This window comes from Pseudoalteromonas sp. SMS1 (assembly GCF_021530565.1).
In the GTDB taxonomy this organism is placed as follows: Bacteria; Pseudomonadota; Gammaproteobacteria; order Enterobacterales; family Alteromonadaceae; genus Pseudoalteromonas.
Window position 1 is genome coordinate 244,695 of sequence record NZ_JAKGBI010000004.1, and the last position, 19,208, is coordinate 263,902.

Below are 19,208 nucleotides of genomic sequence, written 5' to 3' on the forward strand. Positions count from 1 at the left end.
TACTTATTTATCAGCCAAACAGCTCAAAGTTTAGCCATAACTTTAACCTTTTGCAGTATTTGAAAAATGACATAATTGTGTAAACATAATATTTTACACTTAATTTACAAAAATAATAAGCGTACTTTTATGGATCGGCAAACCTTCATCATTTTTCATATTTTGGCTATTGTTGTTGTTATCGGCAGCATGCTCACCGGCTTGAGGATAGCAATAGTAAGCCAAGACTGGTTATCGCCTGTCTCTGTACTCCTGCCTCAAGGTCAAATGCACCTTTGGCACTTAGGGTTTGGCGTTACCATCACGTTAATTATTGCCTGCTATTTATGGTACTCATTTACAAGGCCTTTTCGTAGCGTTCAATCAAAATACCACAAAATTATTAATTACTTAGGATATTCCTCTTTACTATTAATTAGCCTTTCTGGTTGGATGATTTGGGCCAATTTGTTCACTGACACTGCACGTACTATGCATCAGTTTGCAATTTGGATGATGTGCTTTTATCTGTTTTTACATTCTTGGATCTACATTATTCAAAATGGTCGCACGGTGCTACGGGTCCTACTTCCAAAACGCACTTCTATTCGCCATATAGGGCTCGTATGCAGCATACTCACGGCCTCAATAGCCGGATTATTTTTAATCAAAAGCTCGACACAGCAGTTAACAGTATTAACAATCAATGACGCAACCTTTATCGACATTGACGGCAAAGCGAATGAAGACGCTTGGCAAAAAGCGACCCCAATTTCTGTTATGACAATTGGTGGGGCCAACTTTAAACAAGGTGCGACAGAAGTCACCATCAGAGCGCTTGCAAATAAATACGAGAGTTACTTTTTAATTTCTTGGCTGGACGAGACCAAAAGCACCAACCACTTACCTTTATTGAAAACACGTAGCGGTTGGCAAGTCCAAGAAAACGGCTTTTACAATTATGATGAGCGTACTTTCTACGAAGATAAGTTTGCCGTAATGCTATCTGATGGGTGTGAAGCCGGTGGTGATAAAACCCTTCATTTAGGTGACAACCCAATAAAAAATAAGCCCAAAAATTGGCATGGCAAAGGCTATCATGCCAGCTTAGATGGAAAAACTCGGGATCTTTGGCATTGGAAAGCTGTTCGTACCAATGATATGTACCTTGCTGATGATAACTTTATTGGACCACCCGCACAGCACCTCAGTGGTCAGCGTCGTTACACCGCCGGATATCAACCAGACGGAAAAGAAAGCGGCGCCTATGTCATGAATTGGCAATGGTATACCCCCAACGGAATTGTGCCTAAGCGCTTACCTGAACACGCCCTCCAGACGTCTCCCTCCCATGATTCGGTACTTCCGTGGTTTGGCTCAAGACCTTATGACGCATCTCACGACCGCTACCCAATAGGCACGCTTTTGTCTTCAGTTTTGTATCGTTCTAATCGTTTTGAAGGAGACCGCGCAGATGTCAGAGCACGAGGTGAGTGGCAAAATGGTCGATGGACCTTGGAGTTAGTACGAAAACATAACACTCAGTCACAATATGATGTGGCGCTAAAAACTGGCACCTGCATGTGGGTGTCCGCCTTTGATCACGCACAAGTTGCTCATACTCGCCATATTCAGGCAATTAAGTTGAGGTACTCACTGTGATTAAACGCCTTATTTGGTCAGCCATTATTTTTGCGTTGTTGATAACTATTTGTTTGCTACCGAGAGAACATCCTCAAATATCGCATCACCAGCGTTTTACGAAGATCGCTCAGTCAGGCAACCCGCTTTTACCCTGGCAAGGACCGTGGGCATGCGTGCTAGACAATAAACACAAGGTACTTTGGGAGGTAAAAACAGACAATGAAACCATTCATGATGGATATTGGACGTATTCTTGGTTTGACGGCCAACACGGTAAAAGCAACTTTGGAGACTGTTATTTTGAGCCCAATCGTTGTGACACTGACGATCTCATTCGCCATACCAACAAACAGGGATTGTGTGGTCAACATAATTGGCGCTTACCCAGTGCTGAAGAGCTCAATAGTTTAGTGCAAGATCCCAGCTCTCCATCTCAACCGTTTATTGCCAACGATTACTTTCTACATATCAAACGGGGCGACTATTGGAGTTCTGAGCACAATATCACGCTCCCTTCGCAATACCGTCATCATGGGAAGGGCGCAACAGCAATCAATTTTCATTTTGGTAAACCAGGCATCTTGCCCTACCGAAATGCCGCATTTGTCATGTTGGTTGCAGATATACCAACAGCAAACACACACCCGCAGCTAAGTCGTCGCGCAACAATTAAACAACATCAATAGGAATAACAACTATGAGAGCGCTCCACATTGGTATCGCTAGTTCGTTACTTTTGGCCAATACATGTTATGGCGCAAGTGACTATCACCGTATTATTTGGGATGGTAATCCAAGTAGCCAAGCAACAATTGGTTTTACCCCAACAGGCGGTTCAAATCATGTAATCAAATATGGTACTAGCACCAATGAATCAAGTTGGACAACGAAATCCGTTACCGCAAGTCACACCTTTGCAGGTAGCTTAAACAGCCAATTTGTCAAACTTACTGGCCTCCCTGCAGATTCAGCCATTTACTATCGCGTCTGTGACAGCACCGGATGTGGCCAACATTTGTGGTTCAAAACCGCCCCCGCAACGACGTCGACAGGATTTGTCGCTATTGCAGGCGGTGACACGCGGACAGGTTGGACGACACGCCGTTCAGGGAACCAAATGGTCGCCAAAATTAGACCTCTGTTCATCATGCATGGTGGCGACTACACAAATGCAAACTCGGCATCTGAAATGAAAGAGTATTTAAAGGATTGGCAACTCACGTTCTCATCAGATGTGATTGGTGGTCAGAGTTATAAGCGTGTTTACCCTTTCATTGCGACCCACGGAAACCATGAGGATGACAACTATAAAACGCTGTGCCAAGTGTTTGGGGTTGATTACAATAGTGATGGTCAGTGCACAAACGCAGACACTTATGGGGCGTTCAATGTCGCCAACCTACTCCGTGTCTACACTTTAAATAGCCAGTACAAAAATAGTGGCTGGTCCAGTTATGCAACCGCAATGAATAATTGGCTTAAACAAGACTTGCAGAGCCAAGGTAACAGTGCCAAGTGGCGTGTTGCTCAATATCATAAGCCAATGTACCCACACTACTCTGGCAAGTCAGATAACACGATACTGCACACTTGGTGGGCAAGTGACTTTTACAACAACGCGATGAACCTAGTCGTTGAGTCCGATACACACATTAACAAGATCACCGAAGCGCTTAAACCTTCGGGCAGCAACTTTGTAAAAACCACGTCTGGTGGCACCGTTTATGTTGGTGAGGGAAGTTGGGGCGCCCCAGCTCGTTCTGCAAATGATCCTAAGTCTTGGACTATCGATCTGGCAAGTATTCAACAGTTTAAAGTACTGTCTGTCACCCCAAATAAACTTGACGTACGCACTGCACAATTTACCTCTGGCGCGAATACACTCACGCGCGAACAACGTGCTGCAGATCCACTTGCCTTACCTGGCAACGTCAGTTGGTGGTATGCCAGCGGCCTTGGTGAAGTACTGCCTTTAGTGCAAAACGCGGCTGGTCTGTCAGTTATCGAAACCCCCATTGGCCCAGAGCCAAATGTGCTAGAGAATGACGTCCCAGTCAACGGCATCAGTGGTGCTAAAGGTGCAAAATCGGTATATACGATGGACGTCCCAGCAAATACCACGCGTTTAACCTTCTCTACTAGCGGAGGAACGGGCGACGTCGACATGTACGTGAAATTTGGTGCAGAACCAAGCACGTCAAACTACGATTGTCGCCCTTACAAGGACGGCAACAATGAGTCTTGTACCATTTCCCCCATCCAAACCGGCACCTATTACGTGATGCTAAACGGCTATGCAGCATACAGTGGCGTTTCATTGGTTGGCTCGTACAGTGCGACGACAAACCCAGGCAACAGACAAGAATGGACGGGCCTAAGCGCGAGTAAATCTAATTGGACTCACAACACATTCGATGTGCCAGCAGGGACTGCCAAATTAACGGTGACTATTAGCGGTGGCAGTGGTGATGCCGACCTATATGTACGCTTTGGTAGCCAGCCAACCACTTCAAGCTATGAATGTCGCCCTTATGAAAACGGCAACTCTGAAACCTGTACGATTACTAACCCAAATGCAGGCACATGGCATTTAGGTGTAAGAGCATACGAAACATATAGTGGCGTTAAACTCGTCGCCGAATACTAATTCGCGACCAGCCCCTTGTGATGTAATAGATAGCCCATATCTATTAGAGCATTATTACAAGGGGCAAATTATGAATTTTCTACATACGATGGTGCGTGTCAAAGACTTAGACGCATCACTTAAATTTTACTGTGACCTGCTTGGTCTAGTCGAAATAAAACGCAAAGACAGTGAAAAAGGCCGATTTACTTTGGTATTTTTAGCCGCGCCAGGCCAACTTGAACAAGCGCAAGAAACCTTCTCTCCTACCATTGAATTGACTTATAACTGGGATCCTGAGACTTACACGGGTGGCAGAAACTTTGGTCATTTGGCATTTGCCGTAGACGATATTTATGCACTATGTGAGAAGTTACAGCAAGCGGGCGTGACCATCAATAGACCGCCACGCTGCGGTCATATGGCATTTGTAAAATCACCGGATGGTATCTCTATTGAGTTGCTGCAAAAAGATGCACCTAAAGCCCCACAAGAACCATGGTTATCGATGCCCAATACTGGTAGTTGGTAAAACGTTTAATGAGTGAAGCGCAGCTTCACTCATTAATCTGCAATATGATACGAGCTCACTAATTGTTTCATGTGTTTTTTAAAGGCGATTGAGCTTGTGGTTTCTAGCAGAGCACGGAGTGAATTTTTGCTTCTTTTGGGTACTAATATTGCTCGATAGTATTTTTGGTGAGATTGATGCGACAGATACAGGCTCGTCCACCAGCCATGCTTTCTTGCATAGTAAAAAAACGTTGGGCGGCTGACCACTGCGAAATCAATTTGCTGTTTTAACACCAACTCTAACAGGGCTTTTTCATTTTCTACATTAACGCGCTCGAGCTTTTCAAGCTTTTCCGCATCATGTAATTTGGGGTAAAAGTAACCTTGCACGCCGCCATAGCGTTGACCATGGAGTGATGTCGGGTTTTCATAATCAAACGGGCGTTTTACACTCGACACAAACTCATCGGTATCGTAGAAAAGCGGATCGCTCCAAAGGTATACTGTCTGGTCATTATCTCCAAACCAGATGGGGTTAACACCAAGTACTGCGCCAATGAGCGTGTCTTTTTCCAATTCTGCGCGGATGCGGTTTTTGGACCTGAAAACCAATTGGAACTGCACATCATCATGAAATTCATTAAGCAACCTAACAATGTCAAAGTAAAGCCCTGACTTGTCTTTTAAATCCATGATATAAGGCGGTTTATCATGATACGTATACAGGTTTATACGGTTTGCTTGTTCACCCCAAGTGGTCCAAGGTATCCACATGAATATGCCAATGATAATTAGCTGGCGCAACATAACTCCTAAAAAATGACTGAATGGCAATATACTAAATCTATATCTTACCCATTCAGTCATCAAGTTTTATAGCACTATGTTACTGACAGCTTCCGTCGTTATATTTCACTAGGATAGTTGCCCCTTGCGGCGCACCTGAAACTTTTACGTATCCCCAATATTGGCTTTGGCCAGATAAATTAATGCATTCACTGTTGCCATTTCGAGCAGAGCGCGCTTCAACATTAGTCTCTGTTGGCCAGCCTTGATTGCTGTATTCAAGCGTCAAGTCACCACTGCCGTGTGCTGTTTGAATACTAATGTTGCCTTGCCCTTGAACATTCTCGAGGCTAAACCACATTGGCTCTTGGCTTGCTAAGCAGACTGGTGTGCCTGCAACCAATCGACCATTCGACACACCGCCTTGCGTTTTACATAGGTCCGGTAGAGTGGTCGGTGGTGCGTCAAAATCAGCAACAAGCGACACATTTTCATATGCGTTATATCCACGCAGCATAATGAAGTAAGTCCCTGCGGTTGGCGTTGCGATGTGACAACGTTCAGCATTACCTCCGACATAAGGTCTACAGTCATACGTGTCAAGCGTTGGTTGTTGAGCGTGTCGAACATAGAGATCAACATCCCCACTACCACCCGATGTTGTCACGCTTAAGTTGGTTGCCCCCGCAGGCACTTCAATTTTAAAGTGTGTCATCTCATCTTGCTGTGCGGCGACCGTAATTGACTGACCTTTTTGCAATTCAGCCACCCCATCACCCGTTTGAGACACTGTAGCCGTTGTTGACGCAGTGGCTCTCAATCCTTGAGGGTCGCTCACAGTGAGAGAAACACTGTATTCACCCTTGGTATTGTAGCGATGTCTTGGATTTGCTTCGGTGCTTTGGTTGCCATCACCAAATTGCCATAGATACGTTAATGACTGACCTTCAGGATCTGAACTGCCTTGGCTACTGAATATCACGTCTTGACCTACAGAACCAGAGTATGGCCCATTGATTGCGACGATGGGGGCTTTATTCTCACCTCCCCCTGCCAGCGCTTGTGTCCACTGGGTAAATTCCTGAGCATAACGCTGCGACCAGTCGTTTGTTGTCGCCTTATAACCGCTCCAATTACCTTGCCTTGTTTGCGACAACATCACTTTAAGCTCTTCAAAATGACGCTCAAACATAAAGCGAACCGCTAAGTAGCCCCACCGATAAATTCTGTCTTGATCAAAGCCTGCGTAAGTCGTTTCGAATATTTCACCCAATTGATAAGTGCTACCATCTTTAATGGTGTCAATTGCCGCCTGATTGTCATTTAGATTCGCCACATATTCAGCAACACCTTCACTCCACCATACAATGGCTTCTGTGGGCGCATTAAAATCACCGTACAAATCAAATCGACCATCAAGATAATGCACGTATTCATGCTCTAAGTTCCAAACAAAATGGTCTGGCTTTGCATAACTAGCCTCATAAGCAATAAAGTTCGCTTGGTTGCCAACTTTGCTCGGATCGCCTTCGAGGTACATGCCGCCATTATTGGTATTAATTTTAAAAATTGCTTTGGCGTATTTTGCATAGTCACTACTACTATCAAAAATATTCACCTGCAACATGGTGTTGTTGTCATCAGCAACCGGCGTGTTATTAGTTTGCAACATGTCATGAAAACGTGTTTCTTCCAATGCCATTGTTTGACATGCAGACAGGTGCTGCGCATTGGTCATATTTTGCGAACGAATACGAATTGTCGAGCTACATTGATAAGTTTGAGACAGTGCTTTGGCAGTGAGATCTTGCTCAAAGTTACAAATACCAAAATCATTACAATCTGCGTAGTAGGTAGCCACATCTGCCGCAGCTAGCCAAATGCCATCGCCATAACCAAAGCTTTCATAGCGACTAAACAGTGCTTTTAATGCGGTATCAACAGAGGGCTGAATTGCTGCATTTTTATAGGTTTTTAAACGCGCTAATTCACTGGCTGAGTTAATGATCATGTATTCTGCATCTGACCCGATCATCCAGCTTTGCTTGCTAAAGTTATCGAGCAGGCTCACCAGTGTCGTATCTGATTGCACTAATGACACAAAACGCGTGTTCCATTGGCCTCGATACAAAATAGTAAACACGCCGTTGACGGCACTGCGCATGTTCCATTTATCAGCATAACTTTGATCCCAGCGTTGCAACCACGATTTAACGACAGGTAAATACACATCCTGCATTTCAGACGAGTCCATCGTTGTGATCACTTCTTGTAACACGCGACCATGTGCGTCACTGTTGTCATAAAAATGACTGTTATTTACAAAACCATCGATGGCATTTTTAACGACCGCCTTTAAGTCCGTACCAAATGTCACCGAGTCATTATAAAATTCTACGTAATACCCTGCGCGAATGAATAAAAATAATGACTCCAATGCTGTGCTGCCGTTGCCATCGTAGTTGGCCGTTAAAGTTCTTGCGTATTCAGCGGCGGCCCGCATTTTCGCCGTTGTAAACACCGCAACTTGTGTTGCACTTGGCGCACTAAATAGTTGGTTCACACAAGTAGTACCTTGATTCTCTACCACGCTGGCAATATTGCTTGCACTGGCTTGTGCCAACTGGTTTAAATCACACTCAGCTGCAATTTCATTGGCCGCAGACAACATGCCATCTGCTGTCATCATATTGGCTAAAACAAAAGGCACATTGCTTTGCGCAACAGGCGCTTTCTCATTGTGCTGTGTGTGATGTTCGTCACCATGTGAAAGATGCACTGGTGAAGATGTTTCTAAGGGTTTAAACGTGCGTTCAGCTTGATGCTCATGGGCGTGTAAACCGAATGCTAATACCGGCAAAGACAGTACTATCGCTTTAAGTTTCATATTTTTAACCTTTTTAAAATGTGTATCCAAACCCGCTAATCGGGAACATATTTTTAACACAACAGCAATATTGCATACAATATATTTTATATAACTTTACGTAATAAACGGAATGATAATTAAACGCTTTAATTATTTTTTGTTAACTAATTTATTCTAAGACGATGGAAATCGCCTAAATTTCAACGGGGATTTTTTATTAAAAATAGATAATTAACAGAAGGTTACAAAATAAAAGAAAGGAGGTTCAAACACTGTCGGCAACGCAATATATGATGATAATGTGTCAACCATATTTGAATTTTTTATAAGAGTTTTAACAGGTTTTCACACTGTTTTATTCAAAAATTGAATATGAACAATACCTTGATTACGCATTGTCACTAATAAAGTTTGCTTTTCTAACCGCAGTGGATAATCGCCGTCAGGGACATTTCTCTTGGTTAGGTTATTGAGTCCCTCAACAAGTCCCAATGTTTCGACCGGTTCAGGTTTGGCGCCATGCTGATGCGTTTGTTTCATGTAATCCATGCCTTGATCAACACATTTATCAACGACCGCTTTTGCGACACGCTTACCCGCCTCACTTTTTAAAGTTTTAAAAAATAAAGACTTAAAAATTGTAGAAATCATGATCTTACCCTGCTTGAATAATTTGCGACTATTTTGCCACGCGAAATTATTACACTCCATTACACCAGTAAGTTAAGCAGGATAAGTTGTTTCTGTCAGCCTATTTAACTAGACAAATAGTTTCTAAATGTGTCACAAAAGTAGGACCTAGACTGTGGGCGAACTATGGTAGTGTCTTGAGCTTTGCGTCTATCAACCGGGCTTCGCTGCACAAGGGATCGCAACTGATGATCATAAAATTAGCGATGCTGTTAATGTGATTGAATTCCTTCATGTTTATATGTGCAGCTGCACCATGCGTCACAGCGTTAAGAGCTTGAACCAACGTAATTCTCTCAGATGGATCCAGTGCACGTTGCTCGCAAGAATATTGTGCGGGCATCAATTCTATCTCGCGCTCACTGGCAATTTCGGCTAACCTCAGTGGCGCGAGGGGCTCACTCGGAAAGTTACTTTGAAGGCACAAATTACAGCCATGCTTTAGTATGCTCTTGGCAGGTACAAGTAGCTCATCATAGTGGTAATCATTCACCCATTTAAATCCGCTTGTAGCCAATCGACCCACACTTAAACCGACCGACGTTCTGCCACTCAAGCGGTGTAATTGCGCGGATTTGATCACTTCACAATGGTCCAATCGAGCCAACTCATCAATATGACATTGATGTGTTGGATAAGTAGAAAAAGTACAAAGATCACTCACGGTGTCCACTAAGCTGTTAAAAAGCAACGCTACAAATTGACTTTGAATCGCGGCCTCGAAATGACATACCCCCTGCTTTTTACCCTGCTCAATAATTAAATTTAAAGCAGTATCAAGTTCACTTAGCTGCCAAATGAGTTCTTTATCACTGAATGCCCAAGGTAGAATAGACATCCCTTCAGCGGTCACAAAACCATGCGTGCAAAGTGAATCAACAAAGCTTTTTATCGAGGGCGATTTCCCCAGTGCACTGTTGGTGACTCGTTCAATCAATTTTGAATTGACATACGCAGAAGAAAAGTCACTACTCACAATGCATACGGGTCGGCTCAACCCTAGCCCATCCAAAGCAGCGACTGTTAAGTGTTCAAGCGGCCTGCCCCAGTTCAATAAATAGGGATCTAAACCAAAGCAAAACAAACAGTCCCCTTTTGCTAAACTGCCATCAAGATAAGCCAGTGCATTCAAAACATAGTCATCTCGGTAATCTTGACTTGCCCGGGTTGCCGCCCCATTCAGTCCATAAAACCCTAAATCGGCATAATGACGACAAAGCGCTGACTCAATGAGGTAACAGTGTGCCTGTACGCAACTCGGGATTATGCTCTCTGTGGGTTGTAACTGCTGGATTCTTACCATGCTATCAGTGTGTTTTGCGGCTTGATACACCTGATTAAAGTGGCCTAACGCTACGATACAGCCATTGTGTACCGCGATCGCTTCAGCAGTCTTTACCGATTCTGAAAATTCGGAATATATAACACTTCCATGTCGCGCGTCGTATATGTCTACGTACATGTCGTTGCGCCTTGGAGCGCGCGAAGCGCCACTATTTGAAAACAGATCTGGCGTGTATTTATCGGCTAGTCGATTCAGCCATGTCTGCATAAATGGACTTTCCATAGGGTGGTTTCGCAGCATTGGGTTTAGAAAGTGCATCCCTTATCACTCCCGAGTAACATTATTAGCGTGTCTAGTGGTATGTAAAAATGGTCTTTATTAGGCTAGTTAACTGCCCAGTCAAAAAACATTACACCCCATTACACTAGCTCATAAAAGACGGAACAACCGCTCGGTGAAGACCTTTTTTTACACAAATATGACGCAATGACACGCCTTTACTCATTTTTCGGGGAAGACCACTAAGTTTTGTGATCTCCCCTTCTCGTCACCGTGTTTTACTGTACACTACGCGCGTAAATTACATAAAGTCTCAATATACGAATCAAACACTTGGAAGTGATATGGCAAACTTTTCAACGCATCTAAAAGCCTCTACTATTGTCAGTGCGACACTTAGCTCTGTGATGTTAAACTTATCTGAGATTAGCGGCTTTCAAGCATTGGGGCTGTTTATAGTGGGTTCGCTTGCGGGGTTATTGCCCGACTTAGATTCAGACAAATCTCGATCTTTGAATAGCCTATTCAGTATTTTCGCAATTCTTGTCGCAGGCATTCTACTGCTTAACTTTCAGTTTGATTCTATCTTGGAAACATGGATGCTTGGGTTATGTGTCTATGTGTTGTTTATGTATGCCATAAAACCCATTTTTGAGCATTTTACAGTGCACCGTGCGACGCTCCATTCCATCTCGGCGGTATGCATGTTTTGTGCTTTAACTTTCCATAGTTGTCTGCTGCTGGGTGTGACGTTGCATATGGCCGTGCTTGCCTGCGCTTTTGTGATGGTTGGTGCATTGACACACCTCATACTTGATGAGTGTTACAGTGTAGATATTGACAATAAAGAGCTAAAAGCCTCCTTTGGTACGGCATTAAAACCCATTGATTTACGTTACCCTGCAACTTCTTTTGTACAGGTTTGTATCACATTATCCTGTGTCTATTTTGCTAAGCCACACTTTTCAGCCATTGGTGATTTACTTTACACGTGGGCAGATAAGTTACATGCATTGACCTTTTTACCAGACTTTTCTAACTATCCGTGGCCATTCCAACTGTCATGAGCTTTTTCAGCCCCATAACTGCGCCTCTCACCAATAGATAAGTACACGTCGGCTTCGCAGTGCGATGTCTGTCAGACATCGTAACCATCGCAGTAATTTCGTGAACTCGACCATTTGTGGTAAGTTACGCTCTCAAAATTTTTCGTTACCTTAAATAAAGGATATCCGATGGCTGAGTTTTTTAACCAAATCAGTGGCCTGTTGTGGGGACATATTCTTATATACCTATTAATAGCAGCCGGTGTTTTCTTTACAATCCGACTGGGGTTTATTCAGTTTGCCCAGTTCCCTCATATGATCAAAGTCATGGCGAATAGCCGCAACGGTGCAGGAGAAGGCATCTCGTCATTCCAGGCATTTTGTACGTCGCTCGCGGCCCGTGTGGGTACGGGTAACATGGCCGGTGTTGCTGTTGCTTTGTACTTAGGAGGAGCTGGTGCCATTTTTTGGATGTGGCTTATCGCACTCATTGGTATGGCTACTAGCTTTGCAGAGAGTGCTCTTGCACAGCTATACAAAGTAAAAGATGAAGAAGGTAACTACCGTGGTGGCCCAGCCTATTACATGCAATATGGTCTGAACAAACGCTGGATGGGTGTGCTCTTCTCATTGTGTTTGATCCTTGCGTTTGGTCTGGTGTTTAACGCTGTACAGTCAAATTCCATTGCTGCAGCATTTGAAGTGGCATTTGATGTACCTAAATATGTTATGGGCATAATTCTAGTGATTGGTTCGGCCATTATCATTTTCGGTGGTCTAAAAACAATCGCCCGTTTCGCAGAGCTTGTTGTTCCATTTATGGCGCTGGCCTACCTACTCGTAGCGCTTTATGTATGCTTTAGCAATTTCGAGCAACTGCCAGCGGTGTTTAAGCAAATTATCAATAGCGCGTTTGGCTTGGAGCAAGCGGCTGGTGGCGCGGTTGGTTTCGCGGTGATGCAGGCCATGATCCAAGGTATTAAACGCGGCCTATTCTCTAATGAAGCCGGTATGGGTAGTGCCGCAAATGCAGCAGCAAGTGCCACACCAAATCCTAATCACCCAGCTTCGCAAGGTTATGTACAAATGTTGGGCGTGTTTGTCGATACCATTGTTATTTGTAGTGCAACCGCAGCACTGGTTCTACTTTCAAACCAGTTAGTGCCGGACTCAGGTGTCACAGGGATAGCTCTGACACAAAAAGCCCTTGTTGAACATGTAGGTGACTGGGGCGCGGTATTTATCGCAATTGCGATTTTCTTTTTTGCGTTCACATCTATTGTTGCTAACTACAGCTACGCTGAAACAAACCTAATTTTCTTACAAGAAAACAAAATGGCCATGATGATTTTCCGTGTCTGTGTACTGGGTATGGTTATGTTTGGTGCGGTTGGTGAGTTAGGCCTTATTTGGACGCTTGCGGATATTTCGATGGGCCTCATGGCGATTGTCAACGTTGCGGCACTGTTTATGCTTTCAGGGATCGTAATTTGGCTAGCAAAAGATTACCGTGCGCAGTTAAAGCAAGGTAAAACACCAAAGTTTGATCCAAGTAGTCGACCAGAAATCGCCAAAACTCTACCCGCAGGGATCTGGCACAAAAAGCAATAATACGCTTATATTCAGCGGCAGTTGATCTGCCGCTTTTTGCTTTTTAGCCTTTTCTTTAAGCCCTAAAACCGCTTTCAAATTCACTTATTAATCAAGGCTAAGCGCAGGCAGCAACGTTCAATAGAACACAACAATTGTTATAGTATAACATTTCAAATATAATCCATTTAAATCGTCACATCGCTTTGATTAATCTGGAGCAAGCAATGCAAAGTACACGCGCCGCGATTTCGGCTATTCCAACCAATATTGTCACAGGCTTTTTAGGTGTTGGCAAAACCTCAGCCATCAAGCACTTACTGTCTAAAAAGCCTGCTGATGAGCGCTGGGCTATTTTAGTGAATGAATTTGGTGAAATAGGCATAGACGGCAACCTACTGAGCGGGCAAACGCAAGACTCAGTGTATATTCGTGAAGTACCTGGCGGATGCATGTGCTGCGCATCCGGACTGCCAATGCAAATAGCGTTAAACCAGCTACTCAATGAAGCCAAACCGCATCGATTGCTTATTGAGCCAACCGGCTTGGGACATCCATTAGAAGTCTTACAACTCCTTTCTAATGACTACTATCAAAAGCTATTGAACTTAGAACAAGTTGTTACCCTCGTTGATGCTCGAAATATAGAAGACAGTCGATACACCGCACATGCTACCTTTGTCCAACAAATTGCCATTTCAGATGTCGTCATTGGCAATAAAGAAGACCTGTATCAAGCGCACCACAAAGATGCCCTCAAGCACTTTTTAAGTGAGCAAGGGTTCGAAAACAAACAGTTACATTTTTGCCAGCATGGGCAGCTCAACACGCAGTGGTTAATTGGTCCCACACAAGCACACATAAAGCCACCGTGTCATCACCATCACCACGAAGCTAACCCCGCCAGAGATATCAATGCAGAGCCAATTCCGCAAACGGGCTTTTTATCGGCCCAAAACCAAGGTGAGGGCTTTGTCAGTGTGGGTTGGCGCTTCTCAGCAGAGAAAATTTTCGATAGACACAAACTACGCCAATTGATCACGAGCATTGAGGCGGAACGTATTAAAGCGGTGTTTATCACGGCACAAGGCATTTTTGGCTACAACAAAACCCTGGATGGCGTAACTGAAATTGAGCTCGACGAGTGTATGGAAAGCCGTATAGAGATCATTGCTCAGACGGAAGACGCACAATGGCAAGATAAGCTGCTGAGCTGTTTGAGTTAAATTTTTAATCCATGGTTGCGACGCTTCGCAACCGATTTAATGAGGAGGAAAAGCAACGCGATACCAATCTCAACTGCTGTAAATCAGCGTTTTAACATGTGAAAACAAGAAAGATTATAAAATGAAAACAAACACATCATTACTCATTGCACTGCTCGCACCACTTGCGTTCATCGCATCCGCGCATGCAACTGCAATCAAACAAACGAAAGGCGACTTCGAAGACAAGTTTCGCCAGCTCGATGAAGTACTGCCAACCCCCAATGTTTACCGCAATGCAGCAGGCGAACCTGGCCAGCAGTACTGGCAACAAAAGGTGGATTACAAAATCAAGGTCTCGCTTGATGAAGAAAAGCGCCGCTTAACCGGTCATGAAAAAATCACCTATCACAATAACTCACCATACAAGCTCAAATACCTTTGGGTTCAGCTAGATCAAAACATTTTTAAGAATGACTCTATCGCAAATACTGCCAATAACTTTGGTGGTGTTGGACGCAGAGGACCTTTCACGCAAGCCGGTGATGACAATAAGCCTGCGAAAATTAGCCTAGGAGAACTCAGACGCCAACAGTTTATGGCCGACAATGAACTGGGCTATGAGATCAGTGCAGTGACTGACAGCCGAGGCAAAAAACTCAGCTTTACAGTTGTCGGGACCCAAATGCGCATTGATTTGCCTAAAGCGTTAAAGTCTGGCGATTCGGTTAAGTTTGCCATTGATTTTGCATTTAACATTGTAGAAGAAGATGCAGTTTCTGCTCGCTCTGGATATGAACACTTTCCAGACGATGCACGTCCTGGTGGCAATGATATCTTTTTATTGGCGCAGTGGTTTCCAAGACTACACGCTTACACAGATTACGAAGCATGGACCAATAAAGAGTTTTTAGGTCGTGGCGAGTTCACACTCGAGTTCGGTGACTATGAAGTTGAAATTGAAGTACCAGCCGACCACATCGTCAGTGCAACCGGTGTACTTACCAACCCGAAAGATGTACTTACGCGCACGCAGCGCGCACGACTAGAAGACGCAAAAACAGCAAAACGTCCTGTTTTTATCGTGACCGAAGCGGAAGCACTTGAAAACGAAAAAGCAGGCTCGAATAAACGAAAGACCTGGAAATTCAAAGCAGATAATGTGCGCGATTTTGCATGGGCTTCTTCTCGTAAATTTATGTGGGATGCCCGAGGCTATCAGCAAGGTGGCGAAGAGATGCCACAGGTTATGGCCATGTCTTTCTATCCTAAAGAAGGCGGCGACCTTTGGAAAAAATACTCCACTGAATCAGTTATCCATACCATGGAAGTGTACTCACGCTTCTCATTTGACTACCCCTATCCAACAGCTCAGTCAGTAAATGGCCCGGTGGGCGGCATGGAATATCCGATGATCACCTTTAACGGCCCACGTACTGAATTGCAAGATGACGGCACACGCACTTATTCACAAGCTGAAAAACGCTTCTTAATTGGCGTGGTGATCCACGAAATTGGCCATATTTACTTTCCAATGATCGTCAACTCTGACGAACGTCAATGGACTTGGATGGACGAAGGCCTTAACAGCTTCTTAGATGGTGTTGCTGGACGTGAATGGGATCCAAATATTCCTTGGGGTGTAGAACCTAGAGACATTGTAGGCTACATGAAATCAGAGAACCAAGTGCCAATTATGACGCAGTCAGACAGCGTTTTACGCTTGGGGCCTAATGCCTATACCAAACCTGCTGCGGCGCTCAATATTTTACGCGAAGTGATTTTAGGGCGCGAGCTGTTTGACTTTGCATTTAAAGAGTTCTCAGAACGTTGGCGATTTAAGCGCCCTACGCCGTCTGACTTTTTCCGCACGATGGAAGAAGCGTCGGGGGTTGACCTAGACTGGTTCTGGCGTGGCTGGTTTTACTCCACTGATCATGTCGATATCTCACTCGATAAGGTCTATCAAATGCGCTTGGATACGCATAACCCAGATATTGACTTTGCACGCGAGCGCAAGTTTGAACAAGACAAACCAGGCTCTTTATTCGTTGAACGGAATAAAGCAGAAGGTAAAAAGCTGTGGATTGATCTAAACCCAGACATTCGTGACTTTTACGACGACAACGACCGCTTTACGGTAACAAACAAAGAGCGCAACAAATACAAAGAGTTCCTTGACGCATTAAAACCGTGGGAACGTGAAACACTGACACGCGCCTTAGAAGAGGACAAAAACTACTATGTGCTTGAGTTCTCAAACATCGGCGGCCTAGTGATGCCTATTCTGCTTGAGCTCACTTTCGAAGATGGTACAACAGAGGATCAATATATTCCTGCTGAAATTTGGCGCAGAAGTCCAAAGCACGTACGTAAATTAATTGTCACTGACAAAAATAAAGTACTCACACAGGTTGTTGTTGACCCAGGTTGGGAGACAGCCGATGTGAATATTGAAAACAATCACTATCCTCGTCGTATCATTCCGTCTCGTGTGGAAGCTTATAAAAAGGCTAAAAGCAAAGACAAAGTGAAGCGCGATATCATGCAAGATATTAAAACTGAACTAAAAGTTGATGACGCAAAAGAGGATAAATAATGGCTCGATATGTCTATTTTTTGATTGTCAGTCTCATTTTGACTGCGAGCACACATGCTCTGGCACACCAGCAAAAGGCATCTGAAACAACGGCTTTGTTTAATAAAAACACCGGGCAGTTGGAGTTGATGCATCGCTTTTATCTACATGATACTGAGCATGCTGTGCAGTCATTATTTGACAAAAAAGCGGATATTCTCAACGCCAAAAAAACACAGCAGCAATTTGCAGACTATGTGGCGACGCATTTTCAGTTGAGAACATTGGACGACAAGCCCATTACACTCACAGATGTTGGCTTTGAAGTTGAAGGCAAGTTTTTTTGGGTATATCAAGAAACCACCCTCGCTGATACTGTAAAGGGCATTAAAATGTTTAATGGAGCACTGAGAGATCTTTGGCCAACTCAGGTCAATATGGTGAATGTTGAGGGTAAAGGTAAAGTGCAAACTTTGTATTTTAGTCACAACAAAACGTGGCTCGAAACGCGTTTTTAAACCCTCTGTCTATTTCAAGGAGCGACCTTAACAGGTTGCTCCTTTTTCATTATCTCACAAAGATATAGGTGGTTTGTTCAACCGCAATACCCGCTACATTGCCCGCTTTATACACCCCTCCAGCATACGCATAGATATTATGGTAATTCAGCATCGAGTAATCAGTGCCTGTACTACTACAGCCCGATGTTTCATGCCAGTAAAGTCTGAACTGGTGCTCTCCTGTCATGCCATGATTTCGGCCCAGTGTATCTTGCAAAGGAATACAACTTGCGTTGTTCAATACTGCGATATCCGCAATCGCAAATACACCCACATCACGCATGGTCACCATGAGTTCTTGACTGTTATTTTTATAGTGCACCCACTGAGGGTCGCTTAAGTGATAATTATCATCGAACGAAGTGATGTTTTGTGTCGCGGTGAATAACACCTCAAAATCATGAATGTGATTATACGCTTTACCTGGCACATAACGGATCCCCATCAGGGTCCAACCGCCCCCTTCCATTTCCATATCACAGTAAGTGGTAAATTCAGACATGCCGCCAATGCCATCCGGATCGAGCGTGTAATAGCCTGATTGTGCGGCAGGATCTTTGTCCAAAATCGCTTTACAGCTAGTATTTCCAATCGCTGGGTGGACGTTTTTATTTGCACGAATAGTCGCGGTATCCCCGCCGATTGATGTGATGTCTTGCGCAAATAAGTGACCATTAATATCAAGCACGTTAATTACTTCGTGTACGTGCGTCAGCTCTGCATCACGGGACTGCTCTTCTTGTAAAAATAGCTCGTGGCTTTCGAACTGCACAGGGAGCTCATCGACTTTAATTTGGTTGAGTTTATAGGCCTCGCCTGAGTCCAGATTACCTGATTTACTCGGGGCATACACTGCTAAATAAGCAACTGTTTGCGCGACGCGTGTATTAGCTGTCGTCTGTAATTCTTGGTATTGAATTTTGGCATTAAACCCAATCTGGTTCACTCTACTGGCACGCGCCACATAGGCAAAACCCCCATTGTCAGACTGTGGGCTTAAGAACAAATAAGGTACTTGGTCATACTGCTGCGTAAAGTTAAACGTTTGACTGGCAGTACTTAAGTCCACTGTGCCCACTTCCCAAATAGAACCGTCTTGCATGGTATGCGTACCCGCACTGAGTGTAAGGGTTGAAATGGTTTCGTCTGAATGTGCCCCATCAAGGTATTCCCACTCTTTAAAGCTGATGGTAAACGTTCCATCTAGGTTGCTTTGTAACGCCACCGCGCCTGGCTCTTGGTCTTGGTTACTTGCAATACCTGAGATCACGACTTCGTTCGCTGTGGCGTTTACCAGTGCGCCATTGTTGCCCGTCGTATTTTCGACCAATACAACCGCGCTTGCAGAGCAAGCGGCCAATACTGATACGGTCAGTAAAGTGTGTTTAAGCATAAGCGTTTCCTTTTTGCCATTGGGTATTTGGCAGCATCGTTGCTACCTTCTGATGCAGAGGCTAACAAACTCGATGGTGTGGAGATAGGCTGAAACTAGTAAATAATTAAATTTTTCATGATGTTAGGAATAAATTACTACCCCAATAGGACTAAAAATGTGCAA

14 protein-coding genes are annotated in these 19,208 nt (G+C 44.1%); 9 read left to right on the top strand and 5 right to left on the bottom strand.

The annotated features are described in order from the left end of the window. Positions 1–129 precede the first annotated feature (129 nt). The 4 genes from L1286_RS06695 (at position 130) to gloA (ending at position 4,781) form a co-directional block, all read left to right on the top strand. Complete coding sequence (locus L1286_RS06695) at positions 130–1,641, top strand: ethylbenzene dehydrogenase-related protein (RefSeq protein WP_235406134.1); 1,512 nt, start codon at positions 130–132, stop codon at positions 1,639–1,641. Beyond that, positions 1,638–2,309, top strand: a complete 672-nt coding sequence (locus L1286_RS06700; RefSeq protein ID WP_235406135.1) for an Lcl C-terminal domain-containing protein — start codon at positions 1,638–1,640, stop codon at positions 2,307–2,309. The genes L1286_RS06695 and L1286_RS06700 overlap by 4 nt, the downstream gene beginning before the upstream one ends. Positions 2,310–2,320: 11 nt before the next feature. Further along, positions 2,321–4,270 carry a pre-peptidase C-terminal domain-containing protein gene (locus L1286_RS06705; protein WP_235406136.1) on the top strand — a complete coding sequence of 650 codons (1,950 nt, stop codon included), beginning with the start codon at positions 2,321–2,323 and terminating at the stop codon, positions 4,268–4,270. A 70-nt stretch (positions 4,271–4,340) separates the two neighbouring features. Then, on the top strand, positions 4,341–4,781 hold the full coding sequence (gloA, locus tag L1286_RS06710) for a lactoylglutathione lyase (protein WP_235406137.1): 441 nt from the start codon (positions 4,341–4,343) through the stop codon (positions 4,779–4,781). Positions 4,782–4,813: 32 nt separating this feature from the next. Here gloA and L1286_RS06715 read toward each other — a convergent pair whose 3' ends face one another. The 4 genes from L1286_RS06715 to L1286_RS06730 form a co-directional block, all read right to left on the bottom strand. Then, positions 4,814–5,569 carry a transporter substrate-binding domain-containing protein gene (locus L1286_RS06715; RefSeq protein WP_235406138.1) on the bottom strand — a complete coding sequence of 252 codons (756 nt, stop codon included), beginning with the start codon at positions 5,567–5,569 and terminating at the stop codon, positions 4,814–4,816. Positions 5,570–5,648: 79 nt separating this feature from the next. After that, on the bottom strand, positions 5,649–8,435 hold the full coding sequence (locus L1286_RS06720) for a collagenase (RefSeq protein WP_235406139.1): 2,787 nt from the start codon (positions 8,433–8,435) through the stop codon (positions 5,649–5,651). A gap of 327 nt (positions 8,436–8,762) precedes the next feature. Next, the gene (locus L1286_RS06725) at positions 8,763–9,068 is read right to left on the bottom strand and encodes a hypothetical protein (RefSeq protein WP_235406140.1); all 306 of its coding nucleotides are present in this window, start codon (positions 9,066–9,068) and stop codon (positions 8,763–8,765) included. 163 nt (positions 9,069–9,231) lie between these two features. After that, positions 9,232–10,710 (bottom strand): hypothetical protein, encoded by a 1,479-nt coding sequence (locus L1286_RS06730; RefSeq protein ID WP_235406141.1) that lies wholly within the window; start codon positions 10,708–10,710, stop codon positions 9,232–9,234. A gap of 305 nt (positions 10,711–11,015) precedes the next feature. Here L1286_RS06730 and L1286_RS06735 point away from each other — a divergent pair, with 305 nt between their 5' ends. From L1286_RS06735 to L1286_RS06755, 5 genes are all read left to right on the top strand, one after another. Then, positions 11,016–11,738, top strand: coding sequence for a metal-dependent hydrolase (locus tag L1286_RS06735; RefSeq protein WP_235406142.1), 723 nt, complete (start codon positions 11,016–11,018; stop codon positions 11,736–11,738). A 168-nt stretch (positions 11,739–11,906) separates the two neighbouring features. Beyond that, positions 11,907–13,328, top strand: a complete 1,422-nt coding sequence (locus L1286_RS06740) for an alanine/glycine:cation symporter family protein (protein WP_235406143.1) — start codon at positions 11,907–11,909, stop codon at positions 13,326–13,328. Between the two features lie 206 nt (positions 13,329–13,534). Beyond that, on the top strand, positions 13,535–14,533 hold the full coding sequence (locus L1286_RS06745; protein WP_235406144.1) for a CobW family GTP-binding protein: 999 nt from the start codon (positions 13,535–13,537) through the stop codon (positions 14,531–14,533). 121 nt (positions 14,534–14,654) lie between these two features. Next, on the top strand, positions 14,655–17,111 hold the full coding sequence (locus tag L1286_RS06750; protein ID WP_235406145.1) for a M1 family metallopeptidase: 2,457 nt from the start codon (positions 14,655–14,657) through the stop codon (positions 17,109–17,111). Continuing rightward, entirely contained in the window at positions 17,111–17,608 is a 498-nt protein-coding gene (locus L1286_RS06755) for a DUF6702 family protein (protein ID WP_235406146.1), read from the top strand. The genes L1286_RS06750 and L1286_RS06755 overlap by 1 nt, the downstream gene beginning before the upstream one ends. 49 nt (positions 17,609–17,657) lie before the next feature. On the opposite strand, the gene L1286_RS06760 is transcribed toward L1286_RS06755, so the two are convergent. Beyond that, positions 17,658–19,043 (bottom strand): fibrinogen-like YCDxxxxGGGW domain-containing protein, encoded by a 1,386-nt coding sequence (locus tag L1286_RS06760; RefSeq protein WP_235406147.1) that lies wholly within the window; start codon positions 19,041–19,043, stop codon positions 17,658–17,660. Positions 19,044–19,208: the final 165 nt, after the last annotated feature.

Coding starts and splice junctions, on each gene's coding strand:
- L1286_RS06695 (WP_235406134.1), top strand. CDS start 130: ATGGATCGGCAAACCTTCATCATTTTTCATATTTTGGCTATTGTTGTT.
- L1286_RS06705 (WP_235406136.1), top strand. CDS start 2,321: ATGAGAGCGCTCCACATTGGTATCGCTAGTTCGTTACTTTTGGCCAAT.
- gloA (WP_235406137.1), top strand. CDS start 4,341: ATGAATTTTCTACATACGATGGTGCGTGTCAAAGACTTAGACGCATCA.
- L1286_RS06715 (WP_235406138.1), bottom strand. CDS start 5,569: ATGTTGCGCCAGCTAATTATCATTGGCATATTCATGTGGATACCTTGG.
- L1286_RS06720 (WP_235406139.1), bottom strand. CDS start 8,435: ATGAAACTTAAAGCGATAGTACTGTCTTTGCCGGTATTAGCATTCGGT.
- L1286_RS06725 (WP_235406140.1), bottom strand. CDS start 9,068: ATGATTTCTACAATTTTTAAGTCTTTATTTTTTAAAACTTTAAAAAGT.
- L1286_RS06730 (WP_235406141.1), bottom strand. CDS start 10,710: ATGCACTTTCTAAACCCAATGCTGCGAAACCACCCTATGGAAAGTCCA.
- L1286_RS06735 (WP_235406142.1), top strand. CDS start 11,016: ATGGCAAACTTTTCAACGCATCTAAAAGCCTCTACTATTGTCAGTGCG.
- L1286_RS06740 (WP_235406143.1), top strand. CDS start 11,907: ATGGCTGAGTTTTTTAACCAAATCAGTGGCCTGTTGTGGGGACATATT.
- L1286_RS06745 (WP_235406144.1), top strand. CDS start 13,535: ATGCAAAGTACACGCGCCGCGATTTCGGCTATTCCAACCAATATTGTC.
- L1286_RS06750 (WP_235406145.1), top strand. CDS start 14,655: ATGAAAACAAACACATCATTACTCATTGCACTGCTCGCACCACTTGCG.
- L1286_RS06755 (WP_235406146.1), top strand. CDS start 17,111: ATGGCTCGATATGTCTATTTTTTGATTGTCAGTCTCATTTTGACTGCG.
- L1286_RS06760 (WP_235406147.1), bottom strand. CDS start 19,043: ATGCTTAAACACACTTTACTGACCGTATCAGTATTGGCCGCTTGCTCT.